The sequence below is a fragment of the Streptomyces sp. NPDC056948 genome, assembly GCF_042674225.1.
Lineage (GTDB): Bacteria > Actinomycetota > Actinomycetes > Streptomycetales > Streptomycetaceae > Streptomyces > Streptomyces purpurascens.
The window spans coordinates 1-23,693 of record NZ_JBHUQX010000103.1 but is presented as its reverse complement, the minus strand read 5'-3'; the positions used below and the strand labels follow the sequence as shown (position 1 = coordinate 23,693).

Below are 23,693 nucleotides of genomic sequence, written 5' to 3'. Positions count from 1 at the left end.
CCTCCCCCTCCTGGTCCCGCCCCGGGTCCGTCCTACCGGGGCAGCACCACGACATACGCGGCCGGTTCGCGGTCGGCCGCCGCCATCAGGGCCGTGCGGACCACCGTCGCCTGCTGTTCCACCGAGTCGCGGAGCTTCCTGGGCGTGATGTGGACGACCGTGATGCCGAGCCGCTCCAGGTGCTCGCGCTTGCGGGCGTACTCCGACCACTGCGCCTCGTCGTTCTGCCGGGGCGCCCGGGTGTCCAGCTCCAGGGCCACCGCCTGGTCCGGCCAGTACGCGTCCAGACCGCCGAGGTAGGGGCCGCCGGGCAGACGCAGGTCCACGTTCCACACCGGGTCGGGCAGTCCGTACTCGCGCACCATCCGGTACAGGCGGTCCTCCGCGATCGCCCGGCCCTCGGCCAGCAGGGAATCCACCGCGTCCACCACGTGCGGGCGGCTCAGCAGCCGGGCCTGGTTCAGCTCCCGGACCACCGCGGCCGGCTCGCAGTACCCGCCGCGCACCGCCTCCGTCATCAGCCGGCGCACCACGACGGCGTCCGCGAGGCCCGCCACCGCGTCGGCCAGCGCACGGGCGACGGGCGCTACGGGCAGGCCGGTGACCTGCTCGGGGACCGGCAGCGCGACACCCCGGACGATGCGCGCACAGCCCGTCGAGCGCAGCCGGCGCATCCGCGGGACCAGGACGTCGAGCGCGTCCAGGGACGGCAGCGGGGGAGTGGAGGAGAAGCCGTGCAGCGTCAGCGCGGCCAGGCCCGTGATCATCGCCTCGGGGTGGGCGGGGGCGCCGGAGCCGTCCGCGCCGGGCTGGGCGGGAACACCTGTGCCGCGCTCCCGTGCCGCGTACATCAGCACCGCGTGCAGCCGCTCCTCGCTGGTCGGCGGGCCCGGGTGGAGCAGGACGACGCCGGGGAGGAGCTGCTGCCAGGCGCCGCCCGAGGTGCACTGCTCGTTCACCTGGGCCGTCGGGACACCGTGCGCGCGGAGCTGCGCGACCGTCATCACCCGGAGTCGGCCGCGGCCGGACAGGTCGTGCAGGGGGCGGGGGGAGAGCGGGGTGTTGTGCGTCATGACCGGCAATTTCCCGCGCAGGGCCCGCCTTTTAACCCCTGTTACAGGCTCGTCGACACATACGGACAATCCGGCACTAAAGGACGGATGTTCGGATGCCGAAACCCCCTGGTCCGTTCGGGTGCGGACCAGGGGTTACGGCTGTGATTGCCTGTATTCCGTAACGGTGACGGAACCCTGAATCTCAGGCCAAAGGTGTCATGGCCCCGGCTATCCGGCCGCAGCGTCGCACGCCTGCCCCCGCAGGGCCCGCGCCAGATCGTCCCGGGCCTCCAGGACCAGCCGGCGCAGGGCCGGGGCCGCCTCCCGGTGGGACTCCAGCCAGGCGTCCGTGGCGTCGAGGGTCTCCTGGGACTGCTGGAGCGACGGGAACAGCCCCTGCACCACGTGCATCCCGATCTGGATCGACCGCTCGGCCCACACCCGCTCGATCGCCGCGAAGTACTTCGCCGTGTACGGCGCGAGCAACTCCCGCTGCGAGCCCTGCTCGAAGCCCGAGATGGTGGCCTCGACCATGGCGTTGGACAGCGCGTCCGACTCCACGACCTGCGCCCACGCCTGCGCCTTGACCGCCTCCGACGGGCGGGCGGCCAGACAGCGCACCTGGTGGCGCTTGCCGGAGGCGGTGTCGTCCCGGGCCAGCTCCTCGGCCAGCACCTTCTCGTCCACGACCCCGTGCGCGGCCAGCGGCTCCAGGAACACCCACCGCAGCTCCTGGTCCAGGTCGAGGCCCTCGACCGCCACCGCGCCCGTCAGCAGGTCCCGCAGCAGCTCGAAGTCGGCGTCGGCGGCGGCCACCCGGGCGAAGAAGCGCGCCCACGCGAGCTGGTGCTCGCTGCCCGGCCCGGCCGCGTACAGCTCGCGCCGCGCGCCCTCGGAGAGCAGCCGGCCGGCCGCCTCCCGCCGGGCGGGCGCCGCGTAGTGCGTGACCGCCGACTCGGCCCACGCGTGCAGCATCTGGAGCACGCCGATCTCGGACTCGCGCCCCGCGAACCGCAGCACCAGATCCACGAAGTCCCGCGCCGGGAGCAGCGCGTCCCGCGTCATGTTCCACAGCGCCGACCAGCACAGGGCCCGTGCCAGCGGATCGGTCACCGACCCCAGGTGTTCGCGCAGCGTCGCCAGCGAGGTCGCGTCGAAGCGGATCTTGCAGTACGTGAGGTCGTCGTCGTTGACCAGCACCAGGTCGGGGGCGTCGGCACCCGCCAGGTCCGCCACCACCGTCCGCGCGCCGTCGACGTCGGTCTCGGTGCGCGCGTACCGCTCGAGCGTGCCGCCGTCCGTCACCCGGTACAGGCCCACCGCCACCCGGTGCGGCCGCAGTTCCGGATGCGACTCTGCGGCCTCCTGCACCACCGCCAGCTCCTCGACGCGGCCCTCCGGGCTCAACAGCACCTGCGGGGTCAGCGAGTTCACCCCGGCCGTCTGGAGCCAGGACCGCGCCCACGCGCTCATGTCCCGGCCGCTGGTCTCCTCCAGCACCGACAGCAGATCGCCCAGGCGCGTGTTGCCGTACGCGTGCCGCTTGAAGTAGCGCCGGGCGCCCTCCAGGAACGCGTCCTGCCCGACGTACGCCACGAGCTGCTTCAGCACCGACGCGCCCTTGGCGTACGTGATGCCGTCGAAGTTCAGCTTGGCGTCCTGCAGATCGCGGATGTCCGCCGTGACCGGGTGCGTGGAGGGGAGCTGGTCGGCGCGGTAGGCCCACGCCTTGCGGCGGTTGGCGAAGGTGATCCAGCCGTTGACGAAGCGGGTCGCGCCGACGAGCGAGAACGCGCCCATGAAGTCCGCGAAGGACTCCTTCAGCCACAGGTCGTCCCACCACTCCATGGTGACCAGGTCGCCGAACCACATGTGCGCCATCTCGTGCAGGACGACATTGGCCCGGCCCTCGTAGGACGCCTGCGTCACCTTCCCGCGGAAGATGAACTCCTCCCGGAACGTCACCAGACCCGGGTTCTCCATCGCGCCCAGGTTGTACTCGGGCACGAACGCCTGGTCGTACTTCCCGAACGGATACGGGTAGTCGAAGTGGTCGTGGAAGAAGTCCAGGCCCTGCTTGGTGACCAGGAAGACGTCGTCGGAGTCGAAGTGGGGCGCGAGGCCCTTGCGGCACAGCGCGCCGAGGGGGATCTCCAGCGTCGTGCCGTCCGCGAACGTACGGGAGTAGCTGTCCGTCACGTAGTGGTAGGGGCCCGCCACCACACACGTGATGTACGTCGAGATCGGCTTGGTCTCGGCGAACCGCCAGACCCCGTCGCCGAGTTCACCGACGCCGTTGCTCCACACCGTCCAGCCCTCCGGCGCCCGCACCTCGAAGCGGAACGGGGCCTTGAGGTCGGGCTGCTCGAAGTTCGCGAAGACCCGGCGGGAGTCGGCCGGCTCGTACTGCGTGTACAGGTACACCTCGCCGTCCTCGGGGTCCACGAAGCGGTGCAGGCCCTCGCCGGTGCGGGAGTAGGCGCACTGGGCGTCGACGACCAGCTCGTTGTCGGCGGCCAGGTCCTCCAGGGTGATCCGGGAGCCGTCGAAGACCTCACCGGGGTCCAGATCACGGCCGTTGAGTGAGACGGCCGTCACACTCGGCGCGATCAGATCGGCGAAGCTGCTGGCCCCGGGCTCGTTGCAGCGGAAGCGGAGGGTGGTCACCGAGCGGAAGGTGCGGGGCCCGGCGCCGTCGTCCTCGCCGACCGCGGACCGCAGGTCGAGGGACACCTCGTACCCGTCGACGCTCAGCAGGGCGGCCCGCTCCCGGGCCTCGTCGCGGGACAGATTCTCACCGGGCACGGGCGGCACTCCTCATATCTCGTGGGGTACGGCTGAACAGCACCGATCCTGCCACGTGCACCTGACACCAGGGGCCGGGAATGACCGGAGCGAGCACCGGCGTTCCCGGAGGAAACAGTTTCCTCATGAGGAGAGACATGTCGGACAAGACCCCCGTCGACTTCTGGTTCGACCCGCTGTGCCCCTGGGCATGGATGACCTCCCGTTGGGTGCTGGAGGTGGAGAAGGTCAGGGACATCGAGGTCCGCTGGCATGTCATGAGCCTCGCCGTCCTCAACGAGCCCAAGCTGGACGAGCTGCCCGAGGAGTACCGCGAGCTGCTGGAGACCAAGGCCTGGGGCCCCGTCCGGGTCGTCATAGCCGCGCAGCAGGAGCACGGCGCCGAGGTGCTGGGCGACTTCTACACCGCGCTCGGCACTCGCATCCACAACCAGGGCGAGGGCCCCGGCAAGGAGACGGTCGCCGCCGCCCTGAAGGACGCCGGCCTGCCCGCGTCCCTCATCGAGAACTGGGACTCCACCCCCTACGAGGCCGAGCTGCGCGCCTCCCACAAGGAGGGCATCGACAAGGTCGGCCAGGATGTCGGCACCCCGGTCATCGCCGTGCCCGGCTCCGACGGCGAGCAGATCGCCTTCTTCGGCCCGGTCGTCACGCCCACCCCGCTGGGTGACGAGGCCGGCCGCCTCTGGGACGGCACCCTCGCCGTGGCCTCGGTCCCCGGCTTCTACGAGATCAAGCGCACGCGCACCAAGGGTCCCGACTTCTCCAACCTGTAGGGCTCACTCGGCGGGGACGGCCTGGATCTTGAGTTCCTCCGGGAGCAGGCCGTCCTCGCCGCGATTGAGGTAGCGCTGGTACCACCGGCAGCCGACAGCGGTGCAGCGCCAGTAGTCGTCCACGAAGTGACCGTCCCCCTTCACCGCCCGGACGGCCGCCCGCTCGGCAGGGTTGAACATCCGGAACTCCTGCATGGTGCCGCAGGTCCGGCACGCCCGGCTCACCGCCATCAGCCCCTCCTCGCCATCACCGCCAGGTCCGGGAAGTCGGTCACGACCGCGTCGACCCCCATGCGGTAGTACAGCGCGTACTCGGCGAACGCGTCCCCGAAATCGTTCGCTCCGCTTCCGCGCCGGAACTCCGCCGGCAGGAACTGGTTCTCCGCGCGGAAGGTGTACGGCCCGATCCGCAGCCCCGCCGCGTGCGCGTCCGCGACGAGGGAGCCGGCGGCGACCGACGACTTGTCCGGCCCGATCCAGTCCGCGTACTCCGCGATCTCCGCCAGGCCCGCCGGTGTCATCATCTCCTGGTAGGTCCTCCCGGGCAGGTCGTACGGCCCGCCCGTCGTCCCCAGCGCCTGCCACAGAGGCACCCCCAGACCCGTCATGCGCTTCAGGCTCGTCGGCTCGAAGGACTGCACGACGCACTCGCGCCGGCCGAGCCGGTTACGGCGGATCGCGGCCGCGAGCCTCGGCTCCAACGGCAGCCCGATGGACCGGAAGTACGTCGGATGCTTGGTCTCCGGGAAGACGGCGACGGTCCGGCCGTGGGTCCGCGACAGCCGCCGCGCCAGCTCCACGACCTCCTGGAAGGTCATCACCTCCTCACGGCCGTCGAAGACCGTGTTGCGGTTGCGGACCTGCGGCAGCCGCTCCACCGCCCGCAGCGTCTTCAGTTCGGCGAGGGTGAGGTCCTCCGTGAACCATCCCGTCACGGCACGGCCGTCGACCGTCTTCGTCGTACGGCGGTCCGCGAACTCGGGGCGGCGGGCCACGTCGGTCGTCTGGGAGATCTCGTTCTCGTGCCGGACGACGAGCACATGGTCCTTCGTCGGCACCAGGTCCGGTTCGATCCAGTCCGCGCCCGTCTGCACGGCGTACGTGTACGAGGCGGCCGTGTGCTCGGGGCGCCAGCCGGCCGCGCCGCGATGGCCGATGACCACCGGGCGGCGATCGGCGGGGGCCGCGTGCGCGGGTGCGGCAGCGACCACAGGGGCGGCGGCGGCCGCCGGGGTCGCGGCGGCCGCGAGCAGGAGAGATCGGCGTCTCAGATGCATCCAAGTCCCTCTCGTCATACGGGTGTTGTTCAGGTCCTCGCGCGGGTCCGTGCCTCGGCGAGCCGGTCCAGATGCTCCTCGTAGCCCTTCGCGTAGAACGCGGCCCGCCCCGGATCCGGCTCGACGACCTCCGTCGGCCGCGTCCACACCTCCGCCTCCAGCGGCACCCCGTACCGCTCGGCCGCCGCCAGTACCGCGCCCCGCGCACCCACCTCGCCCTCGACTACCCGCAGCGGCCGGCCGAGTACGTCGGCGAGCAGCCGCATCCAGGCGGGGCTGCGGGTGCCGCCGCCGCAGACGGCCAGGTTCCCGTCGAGGCCCGCCGCCTCCAGGCAGTGCCGGGCCGCGTACCCGATGCCCTCGCAGGTCGCGCGGACCAGATCGCCCCGGGTCGACTCCAGGGAGACACCGAGGAGTTCGGCCCGCAGCCGTGGCTCCACGAAGGGGGCGCGTTCACCGGAGGGCGCGAAGTAAGGGAGCACACGAACGCCGTTCGCGCCCGGCGGGGTCTCGTCCAGCAGGCCGTCCACCTCGTCGTGCCGCACCCCCGTCGTCGACAGCACCCAGTCCAGCGCCGCCGTGCCGACCATCGCGGGCATGGCACGCAGCCAGTGACCGGGCCGGTCCGTGGAGATGTACAGGCCCGCCGGCTCGCCGGTCAGGTCCAGCTCGGTCGTGGCGACCAGGCTGGCCAGACAGGTACCGACGATCAGCAGCCCGTCGCCCGGGGACGTCACCCCGGCGCCCAGCGCGCAGGCCGGCAGATCGTAGGGGCCGTTCGCGATCCGGGTGCCGGACGGCAGGCCCTCGCCCGACGCCTCGGCCGTCGCGACCGGGTCGCTCACCGGGGCGAGCAGGCCCCGGCGGTGTGTCAGCCCAAGCAGCTCGACGACCCGGTTGTCGTACGTCCGGGTCCGCGGGTCCAGGAAGGGCATCGAGGCGTCCGACACATCCGTCGTCGGACCGGCCCCCGTCAGCCGCTGGAACACCATGTCCTTGCAGTACAGAGCGGCCTTCGCGGCATCCAGCGCCTTCGGTTCGTTGCTGTCCAGCCAGGCCAGCAGCGGCCCCGGGCACCCGGGGAACATCGCGCTCCCCGTCCGCCGGAACACCGTCTCGAAGGTGCCGTCCGCGAGCCACCGGTCGACCAGTTCGTGTGCCCGCCCGTCCATCCAGGAGGCCGCCGGCCGCACGGGCCGCCCCTCGCCGTCGACCAGCCACACCCCGTCGCCCTGCCCGGTGAGCCCGGCCAGCTCGACCGGCTCCGGGACCCGTTCGGTGACCTCCCTCAGGACGGCCACGACCGCCCCGTACACCTCCTCCATGTCCTGCTCGACGACCCCGCCGTGCAGCGACAGGGCCACCGACCGGGATTCCACGGCCAGTTGGCGGCCCGACGCGTCGAAGGCCGCCGCCTTGACCATGGACGTGCCCACATCGATACCGACGTACATGCGGCTCTCCTCCCGGTCCTCAGGTCAGGCAGTGCGCGAGCGGCTCCCCGCGCACCCAGCGGCCCACCTCTTCGGCGGCGATCCGCGCGGCCTTCTCCGCCACCGCGCGCGACGCCCCGCCCAGGTGCGGGGTCAGCACCACGCGGTCACCCAGCCCCAGCAGCCGGGACTCCGCCGGCAACGGCTCCCGCTCGTAGGTGTCGAGCGCCGCCGCCGACAACCGCCCGCTCTCCAGCGCGTCGCACAGCGCGCCCTCGTCCAGCAGCGGGCCCCGGGCCACGTTCACCACCACCGCGCCGGGCGGCAGCAGCCCCAGCTCCCGGGCGCCGATCAACCCCCGGGTCTCGGGGGTGAGCCGGGCGTGCAGGGTGATCACCTGGGAGCCGCGCAGGAGTGCGTCGAGCGAGGCCACGCGCAGGCCGTGGATCTCCCCGTGCACATACGGGTCGTACACCATCACCCGCGCCCCGAACGCGCACAGCACCCGGGCGACCCGGCTGCCGACGGCCCCGTATCCGACCAGCCCGACGGGCAGGTCCTCCAGCTCCAGACCGCTCCGCTCGTACGTGTAGTACGTCGCGCCCTCCCAACTGCCCTGCCGGGCCAGCGGGTCATGGGCCTGCGGGATGCGGCGCAGGGCCGACAGCATCATGCCCACGGTGAACTCGGCCGTGGCGGCGGCGTTGCGGCCCGGCGCGAAGCACACCCGCACATCACGGTTCTTGGCCGCGTCCAGATTGACGTTGACCGGCCCGCCCCGGCACACCACGACCAGCCTCAGGTCCGGGCAGGCGGCGAGCACGCGCTCGGTGACCGGCCCCATCTGCGTGACCAGGACCTCCGCCCCGGCCAGCGCCTCGATCATCTCGTCCTCGGCGTCACTGGCCTCCTGCACCTCGGCGACCGGCCCGAACGGCTCCAGCGGCCACCCGAGTTTCACTTCCCTGACGTCCGCTCGCTCCACCTCGTGCTCCACCGCCCGCGTGATCAGCGACGGCAGGACGAAGTGGTCACCGGCGGCCACGACACGCACGTTCTCTTCGGAGGTCATCGCAGTGAGGCTCCCGTCTCGGCGTCGAAGACATGGGTGTGCTGGGGGTCGGCGGCGACCCGGACCCGCTCGTCGTGGGCGAGCCGTACCTCGGGGTCGGTGAGGACGACCAGATGCCGTTCGACCCCCTCGAGGGCGAGGGTCGCCAGGCCCGACTCCAGGAGCGGTTCGTGCGCGACGACCCGGGCGGGCAGGCCGCCTTCGGCGGTGAGCGAGACGTCCTCGGGGCGGATCCCGACCACCACCTCCCGCCCCCGCTCCACCGGCACGGGCAGCGCGATCCGCACCGAGCCGGAGAGACGGGCCTCGCCGTCGCCGGTGGCGATGCCGGGCAGCAGGGTGATCGCGGGCTCGCCGACGAAGTCCGCGACGAACACGTTGGCCGGGCTGTCGTAGATCTCGTACGGGGTGCCGAGCTGCTGGATCACGCCGTCCTTCATCACGGCGATCCGGTCGGCGAGCGAGAGGGCCTCCTCCTGGTCGTGGGTGACCAGGATCGTGGTGTGGCCCAGGTCCTTCTGGATGCGCTTGAGTTCACGGCGGGTGGTGTCGCGCTGGGCCGCGTCCAGATGGGACAGCGGTTCGTCGAGGAGCAGCACGTCCGGTTCGCGGATCAGGGCCCGGGCCAGGGAGACCCGCTGCTTCTGGCCGCTGGACAGCCCGGCCGGGCGGGCACCGAGGAGGCCGGTCAGGCCCACCCGCTCGGCGATCTCCTTCACCTTGCGGTCGACGTCGCCCCTGGAACCGCGGGCGGCCTTCTTGCGCGCCTTGAGCCCGAACGCCAGGTTCTCCGCGACCGACAGCGGCGGATACAGCGCGTAGTTCTCGAACGCGACCCCGATGTTCCGCCGCTGAGCCGGCCGTTCGACGACCGAGTCCCCGCCGACCAGGATGTCCCCGCCGGTCACCGACTCCAGCCCGGCGATCATCCGCAGGGTCGTCGACTTGCCGCAGCCCGACGGCCCGAGCAGCCCGAGCAACTCCCCGGAGCCGAGGTTCAGATCGATCCCGCGGACGGCGTCCACCGAAGGCCGCCCCCGTGACTGATACGTCTTGCGGAGTTCACGTAGCTCCAGTCCCGTCATGGCCGCCCTTCGTCGTGCAAACCTCGTAACGGACCTTGTGTTCGTCCAGATCCCGCAGTGCCTCCGGCGCCGCCCCGTCGTCCACCAGGAGCGTGTCGAAGCGGGACAGCGGGACGACCCGGTGCAGGGCGACCCGGCCGAGCTTGGTGTGGTCGATCAGCAGGACGTTCCGTGCCGCCGCGTCGAGCATCGCCCGCTTCACGGACACGATGTGCTGCTCCTGGTGGTAGGCGTAACCCCCGTGCACGGCCGACGTCGACGCGAAGCACACGTCCACACGTAGCTGCTCGACCGCCTCCACGCAGGACACCCCCAGGAAGGAGGAGTGCAGCGGGTCGTAGTCGCCGCCGAGCGCCATCAGGTGGATGCCCCGCTGGTCGGACAGCAGGTTGATCGCCTCCAGGAAGTTGGTGACGACCGTCAGCGGCGTGACCTCGCCCGTGCGCAGCCGCCTGGCTATCTCCAGGGTGGACGTGGAGTCGTCCAGCAGGATCGCCATGCCGGGCTCCACCATCCGCAGCGCCCGGTCGGCGACGGCGGCCTTCTCGGCCCGCATGGTCTTCAGCCGGTACTGCACGTTCGACTCGAAGACCCCGGACGGCTGCGCGGTCACCCCGCCCCGGGACTTCCGCACGATGCCCTGCCGTTCGAGTTCGTCGAGGTCGCGGTGGATGGTCATCAGGCTCACCCCGAACCGCTCGGCCAGCTCCGCCGCCGTCGCCGAGCCGTCGGCCAGCACCTGCTCGGCCATGGCGGCCTGCCGCGCCGCGGGCCCCTGCTGTCCACCACTGCTGCTGCTCATGACTGTGTCTCTATCCGTCGTCCCGGGCGCTCCGGCCGGTCGGCCTCGAACAGCAGCAGGTTCTCAGGCCGGACCGCGAGCCGTACGGGATCGTCCGCCCGAAGGCGTGCCGCGTCGGCCCGAGGGGCTACGAGCGACACCCGCTGCTCCCCGGTTCCGAGCCGGACGGTGACCTCGACGGACCGCCCGAGCACCTCGGTGACGTACACGGTCCCGGTGAGCTCGTGACCGTCGCCGTGCAGGGCGATGTCCCGGGGCCGCAGACCGACCAGGACGTCCGTGCCCGGCGCGGCCTGTGCCCGGACCGGCAGCTCGACCCCGCCGTCCGCCCGCACCCCGCTCTCCGTCACCACCGCGGGCAGCAGATTGATCCGGGGCCGTCCGAAGGCCCGCGCCACCTCCGTGTCGTACGGCGTGTACCAGATCTCCTCCCGGGTGCCCGTCTGCACGATCCGCCCCTGGCGGATGACCCCGATCCGGTCGCCGAGCGCCAGTGCCTCGACGGAGTCGTGCGTGACGTACAGCGTGGTGGTGTGCTGCACGGCCCCGATCGCCTTCAGCTCGGCCCGCATCTGCTGACGCAGCTTGGCGTCCAGATGGGAGAGCGGCTCGTCGAGCAGGAAGGCCCGGGCCGGCCGCACCAGCACCCGCCCGAGAGCGACCCGCTGCCGCTGGCCGTTGGACAACTGGCCCACCGGCCGGTCCAGCAGCCCGGAGATGCCGAGCAGCTCGGCGACCGCGCCGATCCGCTGCCGGGCCTCGTCGGCGGGCAGCCGGTGCCGGGGGGAGCGCAGCGGCGAGGCCAGGTTGTCGTAGGCCGAGCGGTGCGGGTAGAGGGCGTAGCTCTCGAAGCACATGGCCACGCCCCGGTCGTACGGCTCCACGCCCCGCATGTCCTTGCCGTCGAGCACGACCGTGCCGGAGTCGGGCTGTTCGAGCCCGGCGATGGTCTTGAGGGTCGTCGTCTTGCCGGCTCCGGAAGGGCCCAGCAGACAGAAGAACTCGCCTTCCCCGACCTCCAGTTCGAGCCCGTCGAGCGCGACGGTCTTGCCGTACGCCTTCCGTATCCCGCTCAGCGTGATCACGATTTCACCGCCCCGAACGACAGGCCCCGCACCAGATACCGCTGGATCGTCAGGGCCAGCAGCAGCGGCGGTACGACGGACACCAGCGCGGCGGCGGCCGTCAGGTTGTACTTGGGCCGGTCCCCGCCGAGGAAGGACAGCGCGCCCACGGTTACCGTCTGGGCCTCGTTGGAGGTGAGGATCAGCGGGAAGACGAAGTTGTTCCAGGCGAAGATGAAGGCCAGCAGCGACACGGCCGCGATGCCCGGCTTGACCAGCGGCAGGGCGACGCGGAAGAACGCCTGCTTGCGCGTGTAGCCGTCCAGCAGGGCCGCCTGCTCCAGCTCCGGTGTCAGATCGGCGAAGTAGGACCGCATGATCCACACGATCAGCGGCAGCGTGACCAGTTGCAGCACCCACACCATGCCGACGTACGTGTCGAACAGACCGAGCTTCTGGTACAGCACGAACAGCGGGATGATCACGGTGAGTTCGGGCGCGAAGCGGAACGACAGCAGCGTGAACATCAGGTTCTCGGAGCCCTTGAAGCGCCACCGCGCCGAGGCGTACGCCGCCGGCAGTCCCACCACCAGCGACAGCGCGACCGCCCCCACCGACACCACCAGGCTGTTGACGAAGAACCGCACGAACGGGATGCCCTCGCTGTCGCCGAGGACCGTCCGGTAGCCGTCGAGGGTGGGGGAGAAGGAGAAGTAGGTGGAGAAGAGCTGGTCGGTCGGCTTCAGCGACAGGATCACCATCCAGGCGATCGGGAACAGCGCGAAGACGAAGTAGAGGACGAGGGCGGTGTCGCACAGCCACCCCACCAGGCGTTTCCTCATGTGGTCACCTCCGCGGCCTTCCGCTGGATCTTCCCGAGATGCTTCACCAGCACCATCGCGGCCAGATACACCACGGCCCACAGCACGATCGTGTAGCTGATCCCGAAGGAGTACCGCTGGAAGCGGATGGCTTCGAGGTACGCCCGGATCTGGAGCACCACCGTCGAGTCACCCGGCCCGCCCTCCGTCAGGGCGTAGATGATGTCGAACACCTTCAGCGAGTCCATGAACCGGAAGATCACCGCGACCAGCACATACGGCCACAGCATCGGCAGCGTCAGCCGGCGGAACGTGTACCACCACCCCGCGCCGTCCACGGCCGCCGCCTCGAACGGGGAGGTGGGCAGCGACCGCAGACCGGCGAGGGCGAGGATCGCCACGAACGGGGTGTACACCCACACGTCCACGGCGATCGACGACAGCAGCGCGCCCGTCGGGGTGTCGGTCCACTGCACCCCGCCGAGACCGAAGGGCCTCAGCAGGTGGTTGACCACTCCGACGGACGGCTGGAGCATCAGCTTCCAGATGATCGCCGCGATCACCGGGGCGATCATCAGCGGCAGGATCAGGATCTTCTCCAGGACCCGGCCCAGCAGGGTCGAGCGGTGCAGCAGCAGGGCGACGGCCACCCCGAGCACGGTCTCGACGAAGGCCGCCCCGACCGCGTACAGCACCGTCACCCACGCCGAGTTCCAGAAGGCCTCCTGCGTGAAGACGGTCGAGTAGTTCTCGAACCGCACCATGTCCGGCTGCGGTTTGCTCGCCGAGAAGTCGAACAGCGTGTAGTACAGCCCGAGCCCGAAGGGGTACAGGATTCCGCAGGTCAGCAGCAGGGCCGGGACGATCAGGAGGTACGGGCGCAGGGCCAGGCGCATGCGCTAGCCCACCTTGTCGGCGAGGTCGTCCGCCAGCCCGTCCAGGACCGACTTCGCGCCCTTGCCGCCGTAGATCTCCTGGAGGGCCGCCGCCCAGCTCGTCGTCGCGTCGAAGAACTGCGCCTGCGGGGTGAACTGGATCTTCGTCTGGTCGACGACCGTCTCGAAGGTCTCAAGGAAGCCCGGCAGATGCCGCATCTTGTCCTTGTACGCGGCGTCGTCGGCGACCGACTTGCGCACCGGGTCGATGTGGTTGTGGGTGATCGCGCTCTTGCGCAGGTGCTCCTTGCCGGTCGCCCACTGCAGGAACAGCCAACTGGCGCTCTTCTTCTTACTCTTGGCGTTCATGCCGAGCGACCAGATCCACATGTTGGTGGCCAGCGACCCGTCCGGCCCCTTCGGCCCCGGGTGGAAGGCGATCTTCCCGGAGGCGGGGCTGGCGCCCTTCACCGCCTGGAAGTAGGCGGCCGTGTCGGCGTCGAACAGCATCCCGGCCTTCTTCGCGCCCAGGTCGCTGGAGCACTGGTACCAGGTGTACGACGTCCAGGACGGCGGCCCGCCCCGCTTGACCATCCGCGCCCAGTCCTCGGTGAAGGCGACGGCCTCGGGGCTGTTCATGGCGGGGGTGAGCTTCCCGCCGTCGACCGTGAAGTCCTTCAGCCCGTTGCGGGCGTACATCGTCATGAAGCCGGGGTGGATGGTGGCCCAGCTCCTGGATCCGCGTACGGCGATCCCGTACATCCCGTCGAAACCGGCGCCCGGCGCCTTGCGCTTGATGGTCCCGGCGAGTTCGGTCAGCTCGTCGAAGGACTCGGCGGGCTTCACACCCAGCTTCTTGAACAGTTCGGTGTTGTAGGCGACGACGTTGGTCTCCCAGCCCCACGGCAGCGCGTACTGCCCGCCCTGGCCGAGCGGCGCGCCCGCCTTCAGCGACCACTGGTCGGCCTGGAGCAGGTTGGGGAAGAAGTCCGCTTGGTCCCACTCGGCCCCCGTCGCCGAGGAGTTGCGCATCCAGGGGCCGAGATCCTCCAGCCAGTTCGGCGGCCCGTACTGCCACACCATGTACGCGCCCAGCATGAACACGTCGTAGGAGGCACGCCCGCTGGACAGGTCCACGGTGAGCTTGTCGAAGTAGTTGTCCTCGGGGAAGACGTCGTACTCGACCTTGATGCCGGTCTTCTCGGTGAAGGACTTCAGGTCGGCTATGAGGGCGTCCGTGTACGGGTGTTTGTTGAGCAGCGCCTTGACGGTGGTGCCCTTCTCCCGCTTCCAGTCGAAGGAACCGGTGATGTCGTCCGCGGCTGACCCGTCGCTCTTGCTGTCGTTCCCGCCGAACCCGGAGCCGCAGGCCGTGAGCAGCGGGGCCGCGGCAGCCCCGGCGGCGAGGGCGAGGAAGCGCCGGCGGTCGTGCGCGTGCGTGTCCATCCGTACCTCCACGTGGAGCCTGGTTAACACGTCGAGTCGACTCGTTAACAGAGGGTGGAACGGCTGAAGTTGGGCGTCAATCCCTCGCGCACGGGAAAATATCGGGGCACAGTGAGAAGTTCACAGATCCGGCTGCGACGGCGTGGGAGGTTCCGGATGGTGGACGAGGGTGCGGGCGAAGGCGCGGCCGAGGGCTGGCTGGGAGTCGACCTGGGCACGCAGAGCGTCCGCGTGCTGCTCGTCACCGCGGACGGCACGGTCCTCGGCAGCGGCGCGGCCCCCCTGGCCGGGCGGCGCGAGGGGGTGCGGCACGAGCAGGACCCGGAGCGCTGGTGGGAGGCGCTGTGCACGGCGTCGCGGACGGCACTCGGCTCCGCCCCGCCGGGCCTGCCGATCGGCGGACTCGCGGTGTGCGGCACGTCCGGCACGGTCCTGCTCACGGACGGCTCGGGCCGCCCGGTGAGCCCCGCGCTGATGTACGACGACGGGCGCGCGGCGGCGGAGGCGGCACGGGCCCGGGACGCGGGGCTCGCGGTGCAGGACACCTGGGCGCTGCCGAAGGCGTTGTGGCTGGTGGGGGAGTACGGCCCCGGCCTGCGGCTCGCCCACCAGCCCGACCTGATCGTCACCCGCCTCACCGGCGAACCGCCCCCGGCCGACTCCAGCCACGCCCTCAAGACGGGCTACGACCTCCACCGGGAGGCCTGGCCGGAGGCCGCCCTGGCCCAACTGGGCGTCCCCGACCGGCTGTTGCCCGACGTCGTACGCCCGGGCACCCGCCTCGGCGAGATCTGCGCGCAGGCCGCCGAGGCCACCGGCATCCCCGCAGGCACCCCGGTGCTCGCCGGCATGACCGACGGCTGCGCGGCGCAGATCGCCTCGGGCGCGCTGCGGCCCGGCTCCTGGAACTCGGTGCTCGGCACCACGCTCGTGCTCAAGGGAGCCGCCCGCGACCCGGTCCGGGACCCCACCGGAGTGGTCTACAACCACCGGGCCCCCGACGGCACCTGGCTGCCCGGCGGGGCGTCGAGCGTGGGCGCCGGGGCGCTCGCGGCACACTTCCCGGAGGCCGACCCGGCGGTCATGGACGAGCGGGCGGCGGCTTTCGAGCCGTCCCGTGCGGTCGCCTACCCGCTGGTGTCGCGGGGGGAGCGGTTCCCGTTCCGGGCGCCGGAGGCCATCGGGTTCGTCCTCGGCGACCCCGCGGACGACGCCGAGCTGTGGGCCGCGCTGCTCCAGGGCGTGGGCTTCGCGGAACGCCTGTGCCTGGACTATCTGCACCACCTCGGCGCCCCGCTCGACGGCCCGCTCACCTTCACGGGCGGCGGCGCCCGCAGCCCGTACTGGAACCAGCTTCGCACCGACATCCTCGGCCGCCCGGCCCGCATCCCGGAGCAGACGGAACCGGCCCTGGGAATGGCGGCGTTGGCCGCGTACGGGGTGTCGGGGGCCGAAGCACTCGCCGATGTCGCCGAGCGCATGGTCCGCGTCCGCACGGTGCTCGAACCCCGCGCCGAGCGCACGGCCCACTTCGCCGACCCGTACGCTCGGCTCGTGAACGCCCTGAAGGCACGCGGCTGGCTGCCCGCACCCGTCGCGGAACACGCCCGCATGCGTCTGCAGCCGGACACGGCAGAGTCATGACGGCGACCCCGACACCGTCTCGCGTCGGCGGTCCGCCGACCATGGTGTCGCTCCGTGCGGGCGCCCCGGCCGCCTCGTCCCCACCCCGCCCGGGCACCCCGGCGCCGCCCCGCATCGGTGGCCTGACCGGATGGCCGCCGCCCCCCATCGGCGGCCCGACCACGTACGAACGGACCGGACCATGACCACCACGACTCTCCTGCTGGCCCGCCACGGGCAGACCGTCTGGCACGCCGAGAACCGGTACGCCGGTGTCAGCGACATCGACCTCACCGACACCGGCCGGGCCCAGGCCGAGGCCCTCGGCCGGTGGGCCGCCGCCCACCCCGTCGACGCGATCTGGACCTCCCCGCTGTCCCGGGCCGGCGCCACCGCCGAGCCCGCCTGCCGCGCCCTGGGCCTCACCCCGCACCGCGAACCCGGCCTCATCGAATGCGACTTCGGGGTGGTGGAGGGCCGCACACTGGCCGAGTTCGAGGCGGAGGACCCGGAGTGGGCCGCGGCCTACCGGGCCGACCCGGTGGCCCACTCCTTCCCCGGCGCCGAGGATCCGCTGGCGGCAGCGGCCCGGGGAACCCGCGCCCTGCGGGACATCGCCGCCGAGCACCCCGGCGGACGCGTCCTGGTCGTCGCCCACAACACCCTGCTGCGGCTGGTGCTGTGCACGCTGCTGTCCATCCCGCCCCGGGAGTACCGCAGAGTGCTCCCGCGGTTGCGGAACGCGGCGCTCAGCGAACTGCGGATGAACTCCGACGGTTCCGCCGCACTCCTCTCACTCAATGTGCCCTGCGAGGCGGATGTGCCGTAGCACTATGGGCCCATGACGCAGATCGACACCTCGGTGCCGCACTCGGCCCGGATCTGGAACTACTGGCTGGGCGGCAAGGACAACTACCCGGTGGACGAGGCGGCCGGTGACGCCTACACCGCCGTGTTCCCCGGCATCGTCACCATCGCCCGCGGCAGCCGCGCCTTCCTCGGCCGCACCATCCGCCACCTCGTCCAGGAGGCGGGCGTACGGCAGTTCCTCGATGTCGGCACCGGCCTGCCGACCGTCGACAACACCCACGAGGTGGCCCAGCGCCTCGCCCCCGAGTCGCGTGTCGTCTACGTCGACAACGACCCCCTGGTCCTCGCGCACGCCCGCGCGCTGCTCACCTCCACGCCCGAGGGCGCGACGGCCTATGAGCCCATCAGCCTCTACGAGCCGGAGCGCATCATCGAGGCGGCCGGGAAGACACTCGACCTCACCCGCCCCACCGCCCTGATCCTCAGTGGCATCCTGGGCCACGTGGCCGACTACGACCAGGCCCGCGACCTCGTCCGCCGCCTGCTGGCCGGCCTGCCCGCCGGCAGCCATCTCTCCCTCAACGAGGGCTCCCGGGGCACCGACCCGGTGTACGAACGGGCCCAGGACGCCTACAACGAGACAGGCGCGGTCCCCTACTTCCTGCGGCCGGTCGAGCGGATCGAGGCCTTCTTCGAGGGCCTGGAGCTGGTGGAACCGGGCGTCGTCTCGGTACCGCTGTGGCACCCCGAGCCGGGCGCGTCCACGGAGGCGATCGGCCAGCACGGCGGGCTCGGCCGCAAGCCGTAGCCCGCACACGGGAAAGCCCCCGCGAGTCACGTCCTCGCGGGGGCTTCCTTCTTTCCGCCTGCCGCCGTGAAGGGTGAGAAGACGATCACGAGGCAGGACGCTTCATGCTGCGGGCGGCGGCCTCAGGGGGCCAGCAGCAGCACGTCCGCGCGGGACTTGGCGGCCTCGTAACGCCGGGCCACGTCCTGCCAGTTGACGACCTGCCACATCGCCTCGATGAAGTCGACCTTCTGGTTGCGGTACTGCAGGTAGAAGGCGTGCTCCCAGGCGTCGAACACGAGGATCGGGGTGGCGCCCTGGCCGGCATTGCCCTGGTGGTCGTAGACCTGCTCCACGATCAGCCGCCCGCTCAGCGGCTCGTAGGCGAGCACGCCCCAGCCCGAGCCCTGCGTGGTCGCGGAGGCCGTGGTGAGCTGCGCCTTGAACTTCGCGTAGGAACCGAAGGACTCGGTGATCGCGTCCGCGAGCTCACCCACACCGTCGGCGGCCAGCGGCTCCCCGCCACCGTCCTTCGGGCCGGTCATGTTCTGCCAGTAGATGCTGTGCAGGATGTGCCCGGAAAGGTGGAAGGCCAGGTTCTTCTCCAGCCCGTTGATCGCCCCCCACGTCTCCTTGTCCCGCGCCTCCGCAAGCTGCTCCAGCGTGTCGTTGGCACCCTTCACATAGGCCGCGTGGTGCTTGTCGTGGTGCAGCTCGATGATCTCGGGGCTGATCACGGGGGCGAGCGCGGAGTAGTCGTACGGGAGCTCGGGCAGCGTGTAGACGGGCAAGGCAAGACCCCTTCGAAACTCTTATTGCAATTAGCTTGCAAGTGCAGGCTAGCAGCATCAAGGCGGCAGGGGTGGGAGGGTCGCAAGCGTTGCGTGAACGCGTTCGGCAGAGCCCAGAGCGCGATCTACCATCGGTGTGTACGCGACAGGGGGATGCCGTGGGACCGGAGATGGCCGAGCTCGCCAGGACGGCGGGCACGACGATGGTGACGCTGATGGCCACCCAGGCCTGGGAGTCCACGCGCGAGGGGGTTCTCGCCCTGTGGCAGCGCTTCCAGCCCGACCGCGCCGACACCGTGGGCGGTGAACTCGAGGCCACCCGCGAGGATCTGCTTCTCGCCCGCGAGTCGGGAGACACCGACACCGAGGCCGAGCTCACCGCCGAGTGGCAGGCCAGGCTGCGCCGGCTCTTGGTCGCCCGCCCCGAGGTGGCCGACGAACTCCGCCGGATCCTCGCCGAGTTGAACCCCGAGCCCCCGCAGGCGCATACGACGGTGGACGTCCGGCTGCGCGCCGAGGTCTCCGGCAGCGGCCGGGTCTACCAGGCCGGACGCGACCAGCACATCACCGAGCGATGAGGGAACTCGGCGCCCGGGCCTCGGGCCAGGGACGGATCTTCCAGACCTCCGGCGACCAGTACATAGAGGAACACCATCATCACTACGACGCCGGTGCCGGCGGACCGCTCTTCGGACGCCAGGTCGTGCCCCCGGCGGGGGCCGGGCCGGCCGCTCCTGATTCCGTGCGGATGCCGCTCGTCGGCCGGGCGCCGGGCATCCTGCGCAACCGTGAAGAACTCCGCAGGGCGATCGGCGCGGCCGTCGCCGGACCCGGCGGCGAGGTCCACGTCGTGCACGGCATGGGCGGCTGCGGCAAGACCGCGCTGGCGCACTGGCTGTTCAACGAGGCGGTGCGCGAGCACGGCCGCGTCGGCTTCTGGGTCAACGCGTCCGAGCTGATGTCCCTGCGCGCCGGGATGCTGGCGGTGGCGGGCGACCGCGGTGCGGAGGCCGGCGAGCTCGCCGCCGCGGCAGCGGGCCGGCGCGCCGCCGCCGACCTGGTCTGGCACCATCTCGACCACTCCGCCGACTCCTGGCTTCTCGTCCTCGACAACGCCGACGACCCGGCGGTCCTGGAGGGCGGTGCGTGGCTCCGGTCCAGCGATCGCGGCACGGTACTGGTCACGACCCGGCACGCCACGTCGCCGCTGTGGCGAGGACCGGGCGTGCGCCGGCACGCGTTGGGTGTCCTGCCGTTGGAGGAGGCGGCCCAGGTGCTGTGCGACCTGGCGCCGGACGCGGGGGACCTGGAGTCCGCACGGAAGGTCGCCGAGCGCCTGGGACGGCTGCCGCTCGCGCTCACGCTGGCCGGGTCCCATCTCGGCCACCAACTTCTGGAGTCGTGGTCCATGGACGAGTACGACCGCAAGCTCGGTGAGGAGTCGACGGCGATCGTCGATCGGGGCGCGGCCGGGCACGGTGGCGGCCAGTCCCGTCAACTGGTGGGCCGAACCTGGCAGTTGTCGCTGGACGCGCTGGCGGACCAAGGGCTTCCCGAGGCGACGACGCTCTTGCGGCTGCTGTCGTTCCTGGCCGCGGATCCCCTGCCGTTGAGCGTGCTGGTACCGGTGGCCCGGGGCGAGGTGACGCTCGACGGCCTCGAACCCGCCCTGCGGGCAGAGCAGTTGGAGCCCGCGCTGAAGGGGCTGATCGACCACTCGCTGGCCGAGCTGGTCAGTGTGGACGGGGCACGCTGCGTGCGGGCACACGGGGTGCTGCTCGACAGCGTGGCCGGGGGAGTGCCGCAGGACCGGCGGGCGATCGTCGCGGACGCGGCGGCCTCGCTCCTGGAAGCCGCGCTGCCCGAACGGGGCTCCGACTCTCCCGAGACCCGGAGCCGGCTCGCGCTGCTGGCACCGCACGCGACGAGGCTGCTCGCGGTGGCCGCGGACGAACGGACCGCGTCCCTCGCGGTGCGGGTCCTGCGGCAGGTCTACGACGCGGGGGACTACGCGGCGGCGCTGGCCCTCGCGCCCACGGTCGTCGAAGCCGTCCGGGCCATCCTGGGCGCCGAACACAGACTGGTCCTGGACGCCCGGCACCTGCGGGGCACGGCGCTGTTCCGGATGGGACGGTTCGCCGAGGCCGAGGCGTCACACCGCGAGGTGCTGGAACGCCGCGAGACCTTGCTCGATGCCGATGATGTGGACACGCTCCACAGTTGTGCCGCGCTGTCCCAGTCGCTCGATCTGCTCGACCGGGACGAGGAGGCCGAGAAGTGGGGCAGGAGGGCGCTCGACGGCTACCGGCGGGTGCTGGGCGAGGAGAGCGCGGAGGCGCTGTTCATCTGGTGCGGGCTGATCGAGCTCCTGCCCCAGCTCGGCAAGGAAAGGGAGTTCGCGGAGGAGGGTTCCGCGCTCGTCGAGGCCGCCGAGCGTGCCCTGGGTCCGGACCATCCCACGACGGTGCTGGCCCGGCACGACTACGCCGGCGGCCTGTTCCAGTTCGGCCGCCATGAAGAGGCCGAACCCCTGGCGCGCCGGGTGCTGGCCGACCGGACCCGGCTCCAGGGCCCGGAGCATCCCCTGACCCTGGCGGCCACCTCCCTCACCGCCCGCATCGCCCACGGCCTGGGCAGGACCGACGAGGCCATCGGGATCATGAAGGAGTTGTCCGAACGCCGGGCGCGGGTGCTCGGCCACGAGCACCCGTTCGCCGCCCACGACCGGGCCTGGGTCGCCACCTGGCAGGCCGAGGCCCGGGGCTGATCAGCTCTTGGCGGCGCGGGCCTTCTGCCACGCGTATCCGACGGCCGCCAGCGCCAGCGTCATCGCGCCCGTGGAGTACAACTGCACCCGTGTGTCCGGCTCCCGGGCCATCAGGACGAACACCGCGGCCATGCCGGCCAGGGCGACCCACGTCAGCCACGGGAACGCCCACATCCGTACGACCAGCTTCTCCGGCGTCTCGCGCTCCAGGCGGCGGCGCAGCCGCAGTTGCGAGACGGCGATGAAGATCCAGACGACCAGGATCACCGCGCCGATCATGTTCAGCAGCCAGGCGAAGACGTCGTTCGGCCGCCAGTAGCTCAGCAGCACGCACAGGAACCCGAAGACGGAGGACGCCAGTACGGCGATCCGCGGCACCCCGCCCGAGACCCGGCCCAGCACCTTCGGGCCCTGGCCGCGCCCCACCAGCGAGTAGGCGATGCGCGAGGCGCCGTAGACGTTGGCGTTCATGGCGGACAGCAGGGCCACCAGCACGACCACGTTCATGAGCTGCCCGGCGCCAGGGATGCCCAGCTCGTCCAGGGCGGCGACGTACGGGCCCTTCTCGACGACCTCCTTGGAGTCCCACGGCACCAGGGTGACGATGACGGCCATCGAACCGACGTAGAACAGCGCGATGCGCCACATCGCCGTACGGACCGCGCTCGCCACGCCCTTGACGGGGTTCTCCGACTCGGCCGCCGCGATGGTGACCGTCTCCAGGCCGCCGTAGGCGAAGACCGAGGCGAGCAGGCCGATGACGAGGCCCTCACCGCCGTTCGGCATGAAGTCGGTGAGGTGGCTCGCGCCCGGCGAGTCCGTGCCGGGCAGGACGCCGGCGATCGCCAGGACGCCGAGCACCAGGAACAGGGTGATCGCGCCGACCTTCAAGGCCGCGAACCAGAACTCGAACTCGCCGAAGTTCTTCACGGCCGCGAGGTTCGTGCCGCAGAAGACGACCATGAACAGCGCCACCCACGCCCACTCCGGGGTGCCCGGCAGCCAGCCGCTGACGATCTTCGCGGCCCCGATGCCCTCCAGGCCGACGGCCGTACAGAGGAGGACCCAGAACGCCCACCCGGCGGTGAACCCGGCCCAGGGGCCGATCGCCCGCTCCGCGTGCGCCGAGAACGAACCCGACGAGGGATACGCGGCCGACATCTCGCCGAGCATCCGCATCACCAGCATCACGAGGAGACCGGAGAGGGCGTAGGCGACCACGATCGACGGACCGGCCGCGGCGATACCGGCACCGGAGCCGACGAACAGACCGGCGCCGATCACCCCGCCGAGGGCGATCATCGACAGGTGGCGCTGTTTCAGGCCATGGGAGAGGGAGGCGTCGTCCGTGCTGGGCGGCGTCCCGGTGGTGGTGCTGGGCATGGGCGCGGCTCGTCCAATGCGTGAGAGGCGAGATGAGGGCAAAAACGCCGCCAGTCTGGGCGGTCCCTTCACCCGGGAGGAGGCCTGTCCATCATGCGGACATGTGGAACGCACGCCGTGAGGCCTCGGGGACGGAGGGTGGACGCCCGTCGCGGAAGCCGAGGGCACCCGTCCTGGAGGGCATTTGGCGAAACCCTACAGTCCGCTTCACCGCCGAGTCGGTGACCGAAGCCTCGCTGCCAACGTGACCGGCGTCACGTCGCGCTCGGTGTAACGCCCACCTTTTGTCAGGAGCCAACCAACCGCGCCTTCGCGCCTTTGTCGAGCGCTGACGGTGATCAGGACGAGGGCGCTGGGATAGCGTCGCCGTGTTCCGACCGACCCTCACCCTCGCGGAGTCCCCATGAGCACCGCCGCCGTCCCCGCCCGCACCGGACAGGTCCTGGCCGACCTGCTCCCCTCTTCTCGTGTGAGGGACGCGGCTCTTGTGCTCGGCGGCGCCGCGCTCACCGGTCTCGCAGCCCAGCTCTCGGTGCCCGTGCCGGGCTCCCCGGTGCCGGTGACCGGCCAGACCTTCGCCGCGCTGCTCGTCGGCACGTCCCTCGGCGCCGGCCGCGGCCTCCTCGCGCTCGCGCTGTACGCCGTGGCGGGCGTCGCGGGCGTGCCGTGGTTCGCGCAGGGCACCTCGGGTGTCCTGCCCTCCTTCGGCTACATCCTCGGCATGATCCTCGCCGCCACCGTCGTGGGCGCCCTGGCCCGCCGCGGTGCCGACCGCTCGATGCTGCGCATGGCGGGCACGATGCTGGTGGGCGAGGCGATCATCTACGCCATCGGCGTGCCCTACCTGGCCCTCTCCACCGGCATGTCCGCCACCGCCGCGATCGCGGCCGGCCTCACGCCGTTCCTGATCGGCGACGCCCTGAAGGCGGCGCTGGCGATGGGGGCGCTGCCGACGGCCTGGAAGTTCGCCGACAAGCGCTGACGCGACGGTCGCGCACGAGAGGCTCGCCGGGAGGGGGTG

21 protein-coding genes are annotated in these 23,693 nt (G+C 71.5%); 7 read left to right on the top strand and 14 right to left on the bottom strand.

Translation table 11 applies throughout. The features are described 5' to 3' along the window. Positions 1–32 precede the first annotated feature (32 nt). Together ACFTZL_RS15805 and pepN are read right to left on the bottom strand one after the other, a co-directional pair. The gene (locus ACFTZL_RS15805; protein ID WP_382582095.1) at positions 33–1,073 is read right to left on the bottom strand and encodes a hypothetical protein; all 1,041 of its coding nucleotides are present in this window, start codon (positions 1,071–1,073) and stop codon (positions 33–35) included. Between the two features lie 210 nt (positions 1,074–1,283). Beyond that, positions 1,284–3,860: an aminopeptidase N gene (gene pepN / locus ACFTZL_RS15800; protein WP_382582092.1), complete on the bottom strand. Its 2,577-nt coding sequence runs from the start codon at positions 3,858–3,860 to the stop codon at positions 1,284–1,286. Between the two features lie 137 nt (positions 3,861–3,997). Between pepN and ACFTZL_RS15795 the strand changes: the two genes are divergently transcribed. Then, positions 3,998–4,636, top strand: coding sequence for a DsbA family protein (locus ACFTZL_RS15795; protein WP_382582089.1), 639 nt, complete (start codon positions 3,998–4,000; stop codon positions 4,634–4,636). A 3-nt stretch (positions 4,637–4,639) separates the two neighbouring features. Here ACFTZL_RS15795 and ACFTZL_RS15790 read toward each other — a convergent pair whose 3' ends face one another. From ACFTZL_RS15790 to ACFTZL_RS15745, 10 genes are read right to left on the bottom strand one after another with little or no spacing between them, the layout of a single operon-like run. Next, positions 4,640–4,867, bottom strand: a complete 228-nt coding sequence (locus tag ACFTZL_RS15790; RefSeq protein ID WP_382582086.1) for a hypothetical protein — start codon at positions 4,865–4,867, stop codon at positions 4,640–4,642. Further along, positions 4,867–5,913, bottom strand: a complete 1,047-nt coding sequence (locus ACFTZL_RS15785) for a glycerophosphodiester phosphodiesterase family protein (RefSeq protein WP_382582083.1) — start codon at positions 5,911–5,913, stop codon at positions 4,867–4,869. Before ACFTZL_RS15785 ends, ACFTZL_RS15790 begins: the two co-directional genes overlap by 1 nt. Positions 5,914–5,942: 29 nt before the next feature. Further along, the gene (locus tag ACFTZL_RS15780; protein ID WP_382582080.1) at positions 5,943–7,367 is read right to left on the bottom strand and encodes an FGGY family carbohydrate kinase; all 1,425 of its coding nucleotides are present in this window, start codon (positions 7,365–7,367) and stop codon (positions 5,943–5,945) included. Positions 7,368–7,386: 19 nt separating this feature from the next. Then, the gene (locus ACFTZL_RS15775) at positions 7,387–8,418 is read right to left on the bottom strand and encodes a 2-hydroxyacid dehydrogenase (RefSeq protein WP_382582077.1); all 1,032 of its coding nucleotides are present in this window, start codon (positions 8,416–8,418) and stop codon (positions 7,387–7,389) included. After that, positions 8,415–9,503 (bottom strand): ABC transporter ATP-binding protein, encoded by a 1,089-nt coding sequence (locus tag ACFTZL_RS15770; RefSeq protein WP_382582074.1) that lies wholly within the window; start codon positions 9,501–9,503, stop codon positions 8,415–8,417. The genes ACFTZL_RS15775 and ACFTZL_RS15770 overlap by 4 nt, the downstream gene beginning before the upstream one ends. Further along, positions 9,481–10,305 carry a DeoR/GlpR family DNA-binding transcription regulator gene (locus ACFTZL_RS15765; RefSeq protein WP_382582071.1) on the bottom strand — a complete coding sequence of 275 codons (825 nt, stop codon included), beginning with the start codon at positions 10,303–10,305 and terminating at the stop codon, positions 9,481–9,483. The genes ACFTZL_RS15770 and ACFTZL_RS15765 overlap by 23 nt, the downstream gene beginning before the upstream one ends. Beyond that, positions 10,302–11,390 carry an ABC transporter ATP-binding protein gene (locus ACFTZL_RS15760; protein ID WP_382582068.1) on the bottom strand — a complete coding sequence of 363 codons (1,089 nt, stop codon included), beginning with the start codon at positions 11,388–11,390 and terminating at the stop codon, positions 10,302–10,304. The genes ACFTZL_RS15765 and ACFTZL_RS15760 overlap by 4 nt, the downstream gene beginning before the upstream one ends. Further along, positions 11,387–12,211: a carbohydrate ABC transporter permease gene (locus ACFTZL_RS15755; protein WP_382493786.1), complete on the bottom strand. Its 825-nt coding sequence runs from the start codon at positions 12,209–12,211 to the stop codon at positions 11,387–11,389. Before ACFTZL_RS15755 ends, ACFTZL_RS15760 begins: the two co-directional genes overlap by 4 nt. Continuing rightward, a complete protein-coding gene (locus ACFTZL_RS15750) occupies positions 12,208–13,086 on the bottom strand; it encodes a carbohydrate ABC transporter permease (protein ID WP_382582065.1) in 879 nt (292 codons plus the stop codon). The genes ACFTZL_RS15755 and ACFTZL_RS15750 overlap by 4 nt, the downstream gene beginning before the upstream one ends. A gap of 3 nt (positions 13,087–13,089) precedes the next feature. Continuing rightward, complete coding sequence (locus tag ACFTZL_RS15745) at positions 13,090–14,511, bottom strand: ABC transporter substrate-binding protein (protein ID WP_382582062.1); 1,422 nt, start codon at positions 14,509–14,511, stop codon at positions 13,090–13,092. 156 nt (positions 14,512–14,667) lie between these two features. On the opposite strand from ACFTZL_RS15745, the gene ACFTZL_RS15740 reads away from it, so the two are divergent. From ACFTZL_RS15740 to ACFTZL_RS15730, 3 genes are all read left to right on the top strand, one after another. Then, positions 14,668–16,155 (top strand): FGGY-family carbohydrate kinase, encoded by a 1,488-nt coding sequence (locus tag ACFTZL_RS15740; protein ID WP_382582059.1) that lies wholly within the window; start codon positions 14,668–14,670, stop codon positions 16,153–16,155. 181 nt (positions 16,156–16,336) lie between these two features. Further along, a complete protein-coding gene (locus ACFTZL_RS15735; RefSeq protein ID WP_382582055.1) occupies positions 16,337–16,963 on the top strand; it encodes a histidine phosphatase family protein in 627 nt (208 codons plus the stop codon). A gap of 12 nt (positions 16,964–16,975) precedes the next feature. Beyond that, entirely contained in the window at positions 16,976–17,752 is a 777-nt protein-coding gene (locus ACFTZL_RS15730) for an SAM-dependent methyltransferase (protein WP_382582052.1), read from the top strand. 122 nt (positions 17,753–17,874) lie between these two features. Here ACFTZL_RS15730 and ACFTZL_RS15725 read toward each other — a convergent pair whose 3' ends face one another. Further along, positions 17,875–18,522, bottom strand: a complete 648-nt coding sequence (locus tag ACFTZL_RS15725) for a superoxide dismutase (protein ID WP_382582050.1) — start codon at positions 18,520–18,522, stop codon at positions 17,875–17,877. A 158-nt stretch (positions 18,523–18,680) separates the two neighbouring features. Between ACFTZL_RS15725 and ACFTZL_RS15720 the strand changes: the two genes are divergently transcribed. Next, complete coding sequence (locus tag ACFTZL_RS15720; RefSeq protein ID WP_382582047.1) at positions 18,681–19,100, top strand: hypothetical protein; 420 nt, start codon at positions 18,681–18,683, stop codon at positions 19,098–19,100. Next, on the top strand, positions 19,097–21,289 hold the full coding sequence (locus ACFTZL_RS15715; protein ID WP_382582045.1) for a tetratricopeptide repeat protein: 2,193 nt from the start codon (positions 19,097–19,099) through the stop codon (positions 21,287–21,289). Before ACFTZL_RS15720 ends, ACFTZL_RS15715 begins: the two co-directional genes overlap by 4 nt. Here ACFTZL_RS15715 and ACFTZL_RS15710 read toward each other — a convergent pair whose 3' ends face one another. Continuing rightward, positions 21,290–22,672, bottom strand: coding sequence for an amino acid permease (locus ACFTZL_RS15710; protein ID WP_382582042.1), 1,383 nt, complete (start codon positions 22,670–22,672; stop codon positions 21,290–21,292). Positions 22,673–23,075: 403 nt separating this feature from the next. Here ACFTZL_RS15710 and ACFTZL_RS15705 point away from each other — a divergent pair, with 403 nt between their 5' ends. Then, positions 23,076–23,654, top strand: coding sequence for a biotin transporter BioY (locus tag ACFTZL_RS15705; RefSeq protein ID WP_382582039.1), 579 nt, complete (start codon positions 23,076–23,078; stop codon positions 23,652–23,654). Positions 23,655–23,693 lie beyond the last annotated feature (39 nt).

Excerpts from the sequence above, each read along its gene's own strand:
- ACFTZL_RS15805 (WP_382582095.1), bottom strand. The coding sequence starts at position 1,073 with ATGACGCACAACACCCCGCTCTCCCCCCGCCCCCTGCACGACCTGTCC.
- ACFTZL_RS15795 (WP_382582089.1), top strand. The coding sequence starts at position 3,998 with ATGTCGGACAAGACCCCCGTCGACTTCTGGTTCGACCCGCTGTGCCCC.
- ACFTZL_RS15790 (WP_382582086.1), bottom strand. The coding sequence starts at position 4,867 with ATGGCGGTGAGCCGGGCGTGCCGGACCTGCGGCACCATGCAGGAGTTC.
- ACFTZL_RS15785 (WP_382582083.1), bottom strand. The coding sequence starts at position 5,913 with ATGCATCTGAGACGCCGATCTCTCCTGCTCGCGGCCGCCGCGACCCCG.
- ACFTZL_RS15780 (WP_382582080.1), bottom strand. The coding sequence starts at position 7,367 with ATGTACGTCGGTATCGATGTGGGCACGTCCATGGTCAAGGCGGCGGCC.
- ACFTZL_RS15775 (WP_382582077.1), bottom strand. The coding sequence starts at position 8,418 with ATGACCTCCGAAGAGAACGTGCGTGTCGTGGCCGCCGGTGACCACTTC.
- ACFTZL_RS15770 (WP_382582074.1), bottom strand. The coding sequence starts at position 9,503 with ATGACGGGACTGGAGCTACGTGAACTCCGCAAGACGTATCAGTCACGG.
- ACFTZL_RS15765 (WP_382582071.1), bottom strand. The coding sequence starts at position 10,305 with ATGAGCAGCAGCAGTGGTGGACAGCAGGGGCCCGCGGCGCGGCAGGCC.
- ACFTZL_RS15755 (WP_382493786.1), bottom strand. The coding sequence starts at position 12,211 with ATGAGGAAACGCCTGGTGGGGTGGCTGTGCGACACCGCCCTCGTCCTC.
- ACFTZL_RS15750 (WP_382582065.1), bottom strand. The coding sequence starts at position 13,086 with ATGCGCCTGGCCCTGCGCCCGTACCTCCTGATCGTCCCGGCCCTGCTG.
- ACFTZL_RS15745 (WP_382582062.1), bottom strand. The coding sequence starts at position 14,511 with ATGGACACGCACGCGCACGACCGCCGGCGCTTCCTCGCCCTCGCCGCC.
- ACFTZL_RS15740 (WP_382582059.1), top strand. The coding sequence starts at position 14,668 with ATGGTGGACGAGGGTGCGGGCGAAGGCGCGGCCGAGGGCTGGCTGGGA.
- ACFTZL_RS15735 (WP_382582055.1), top strand. The coding sequence starts at position 16,337 with ATGACCACCACGACTCTCCTGCTGGCCCGCCACGGGCAGACCGTCTGG.
- ACFTZL_RS15730 (WP_382582052.1), top strand. The coding sequence starts at position 16,976 with ATGACGCAGATCGACACCTCGGTGCCGCACTCGGCCCGGATCTGGAAC.
- ACFTZL_RS15715 (WP_382582045.1), top strand. The coding sequence starts at position 19,097 with ATGAGGGAACTCGGCGCCCGGGCCTCGGGCCAGGGACGGATCTTCCAG.
- ACFTZL_RS15710 (WP_382582042.1), bottom strand. The coding sequence starts at position 22,672 with ATGCCCAGCACCACCACCGGGACGCCGCCCAGCACGGACGACGCCTCC.
- ACFTZL_RS15705 (WP_382582039.1), top strand. The coding sequence starts at position 23,076 with ATGAGCACCGCCGCCGTCCCCGCCCGCACCGGACAGGTCCTGGCCGAC.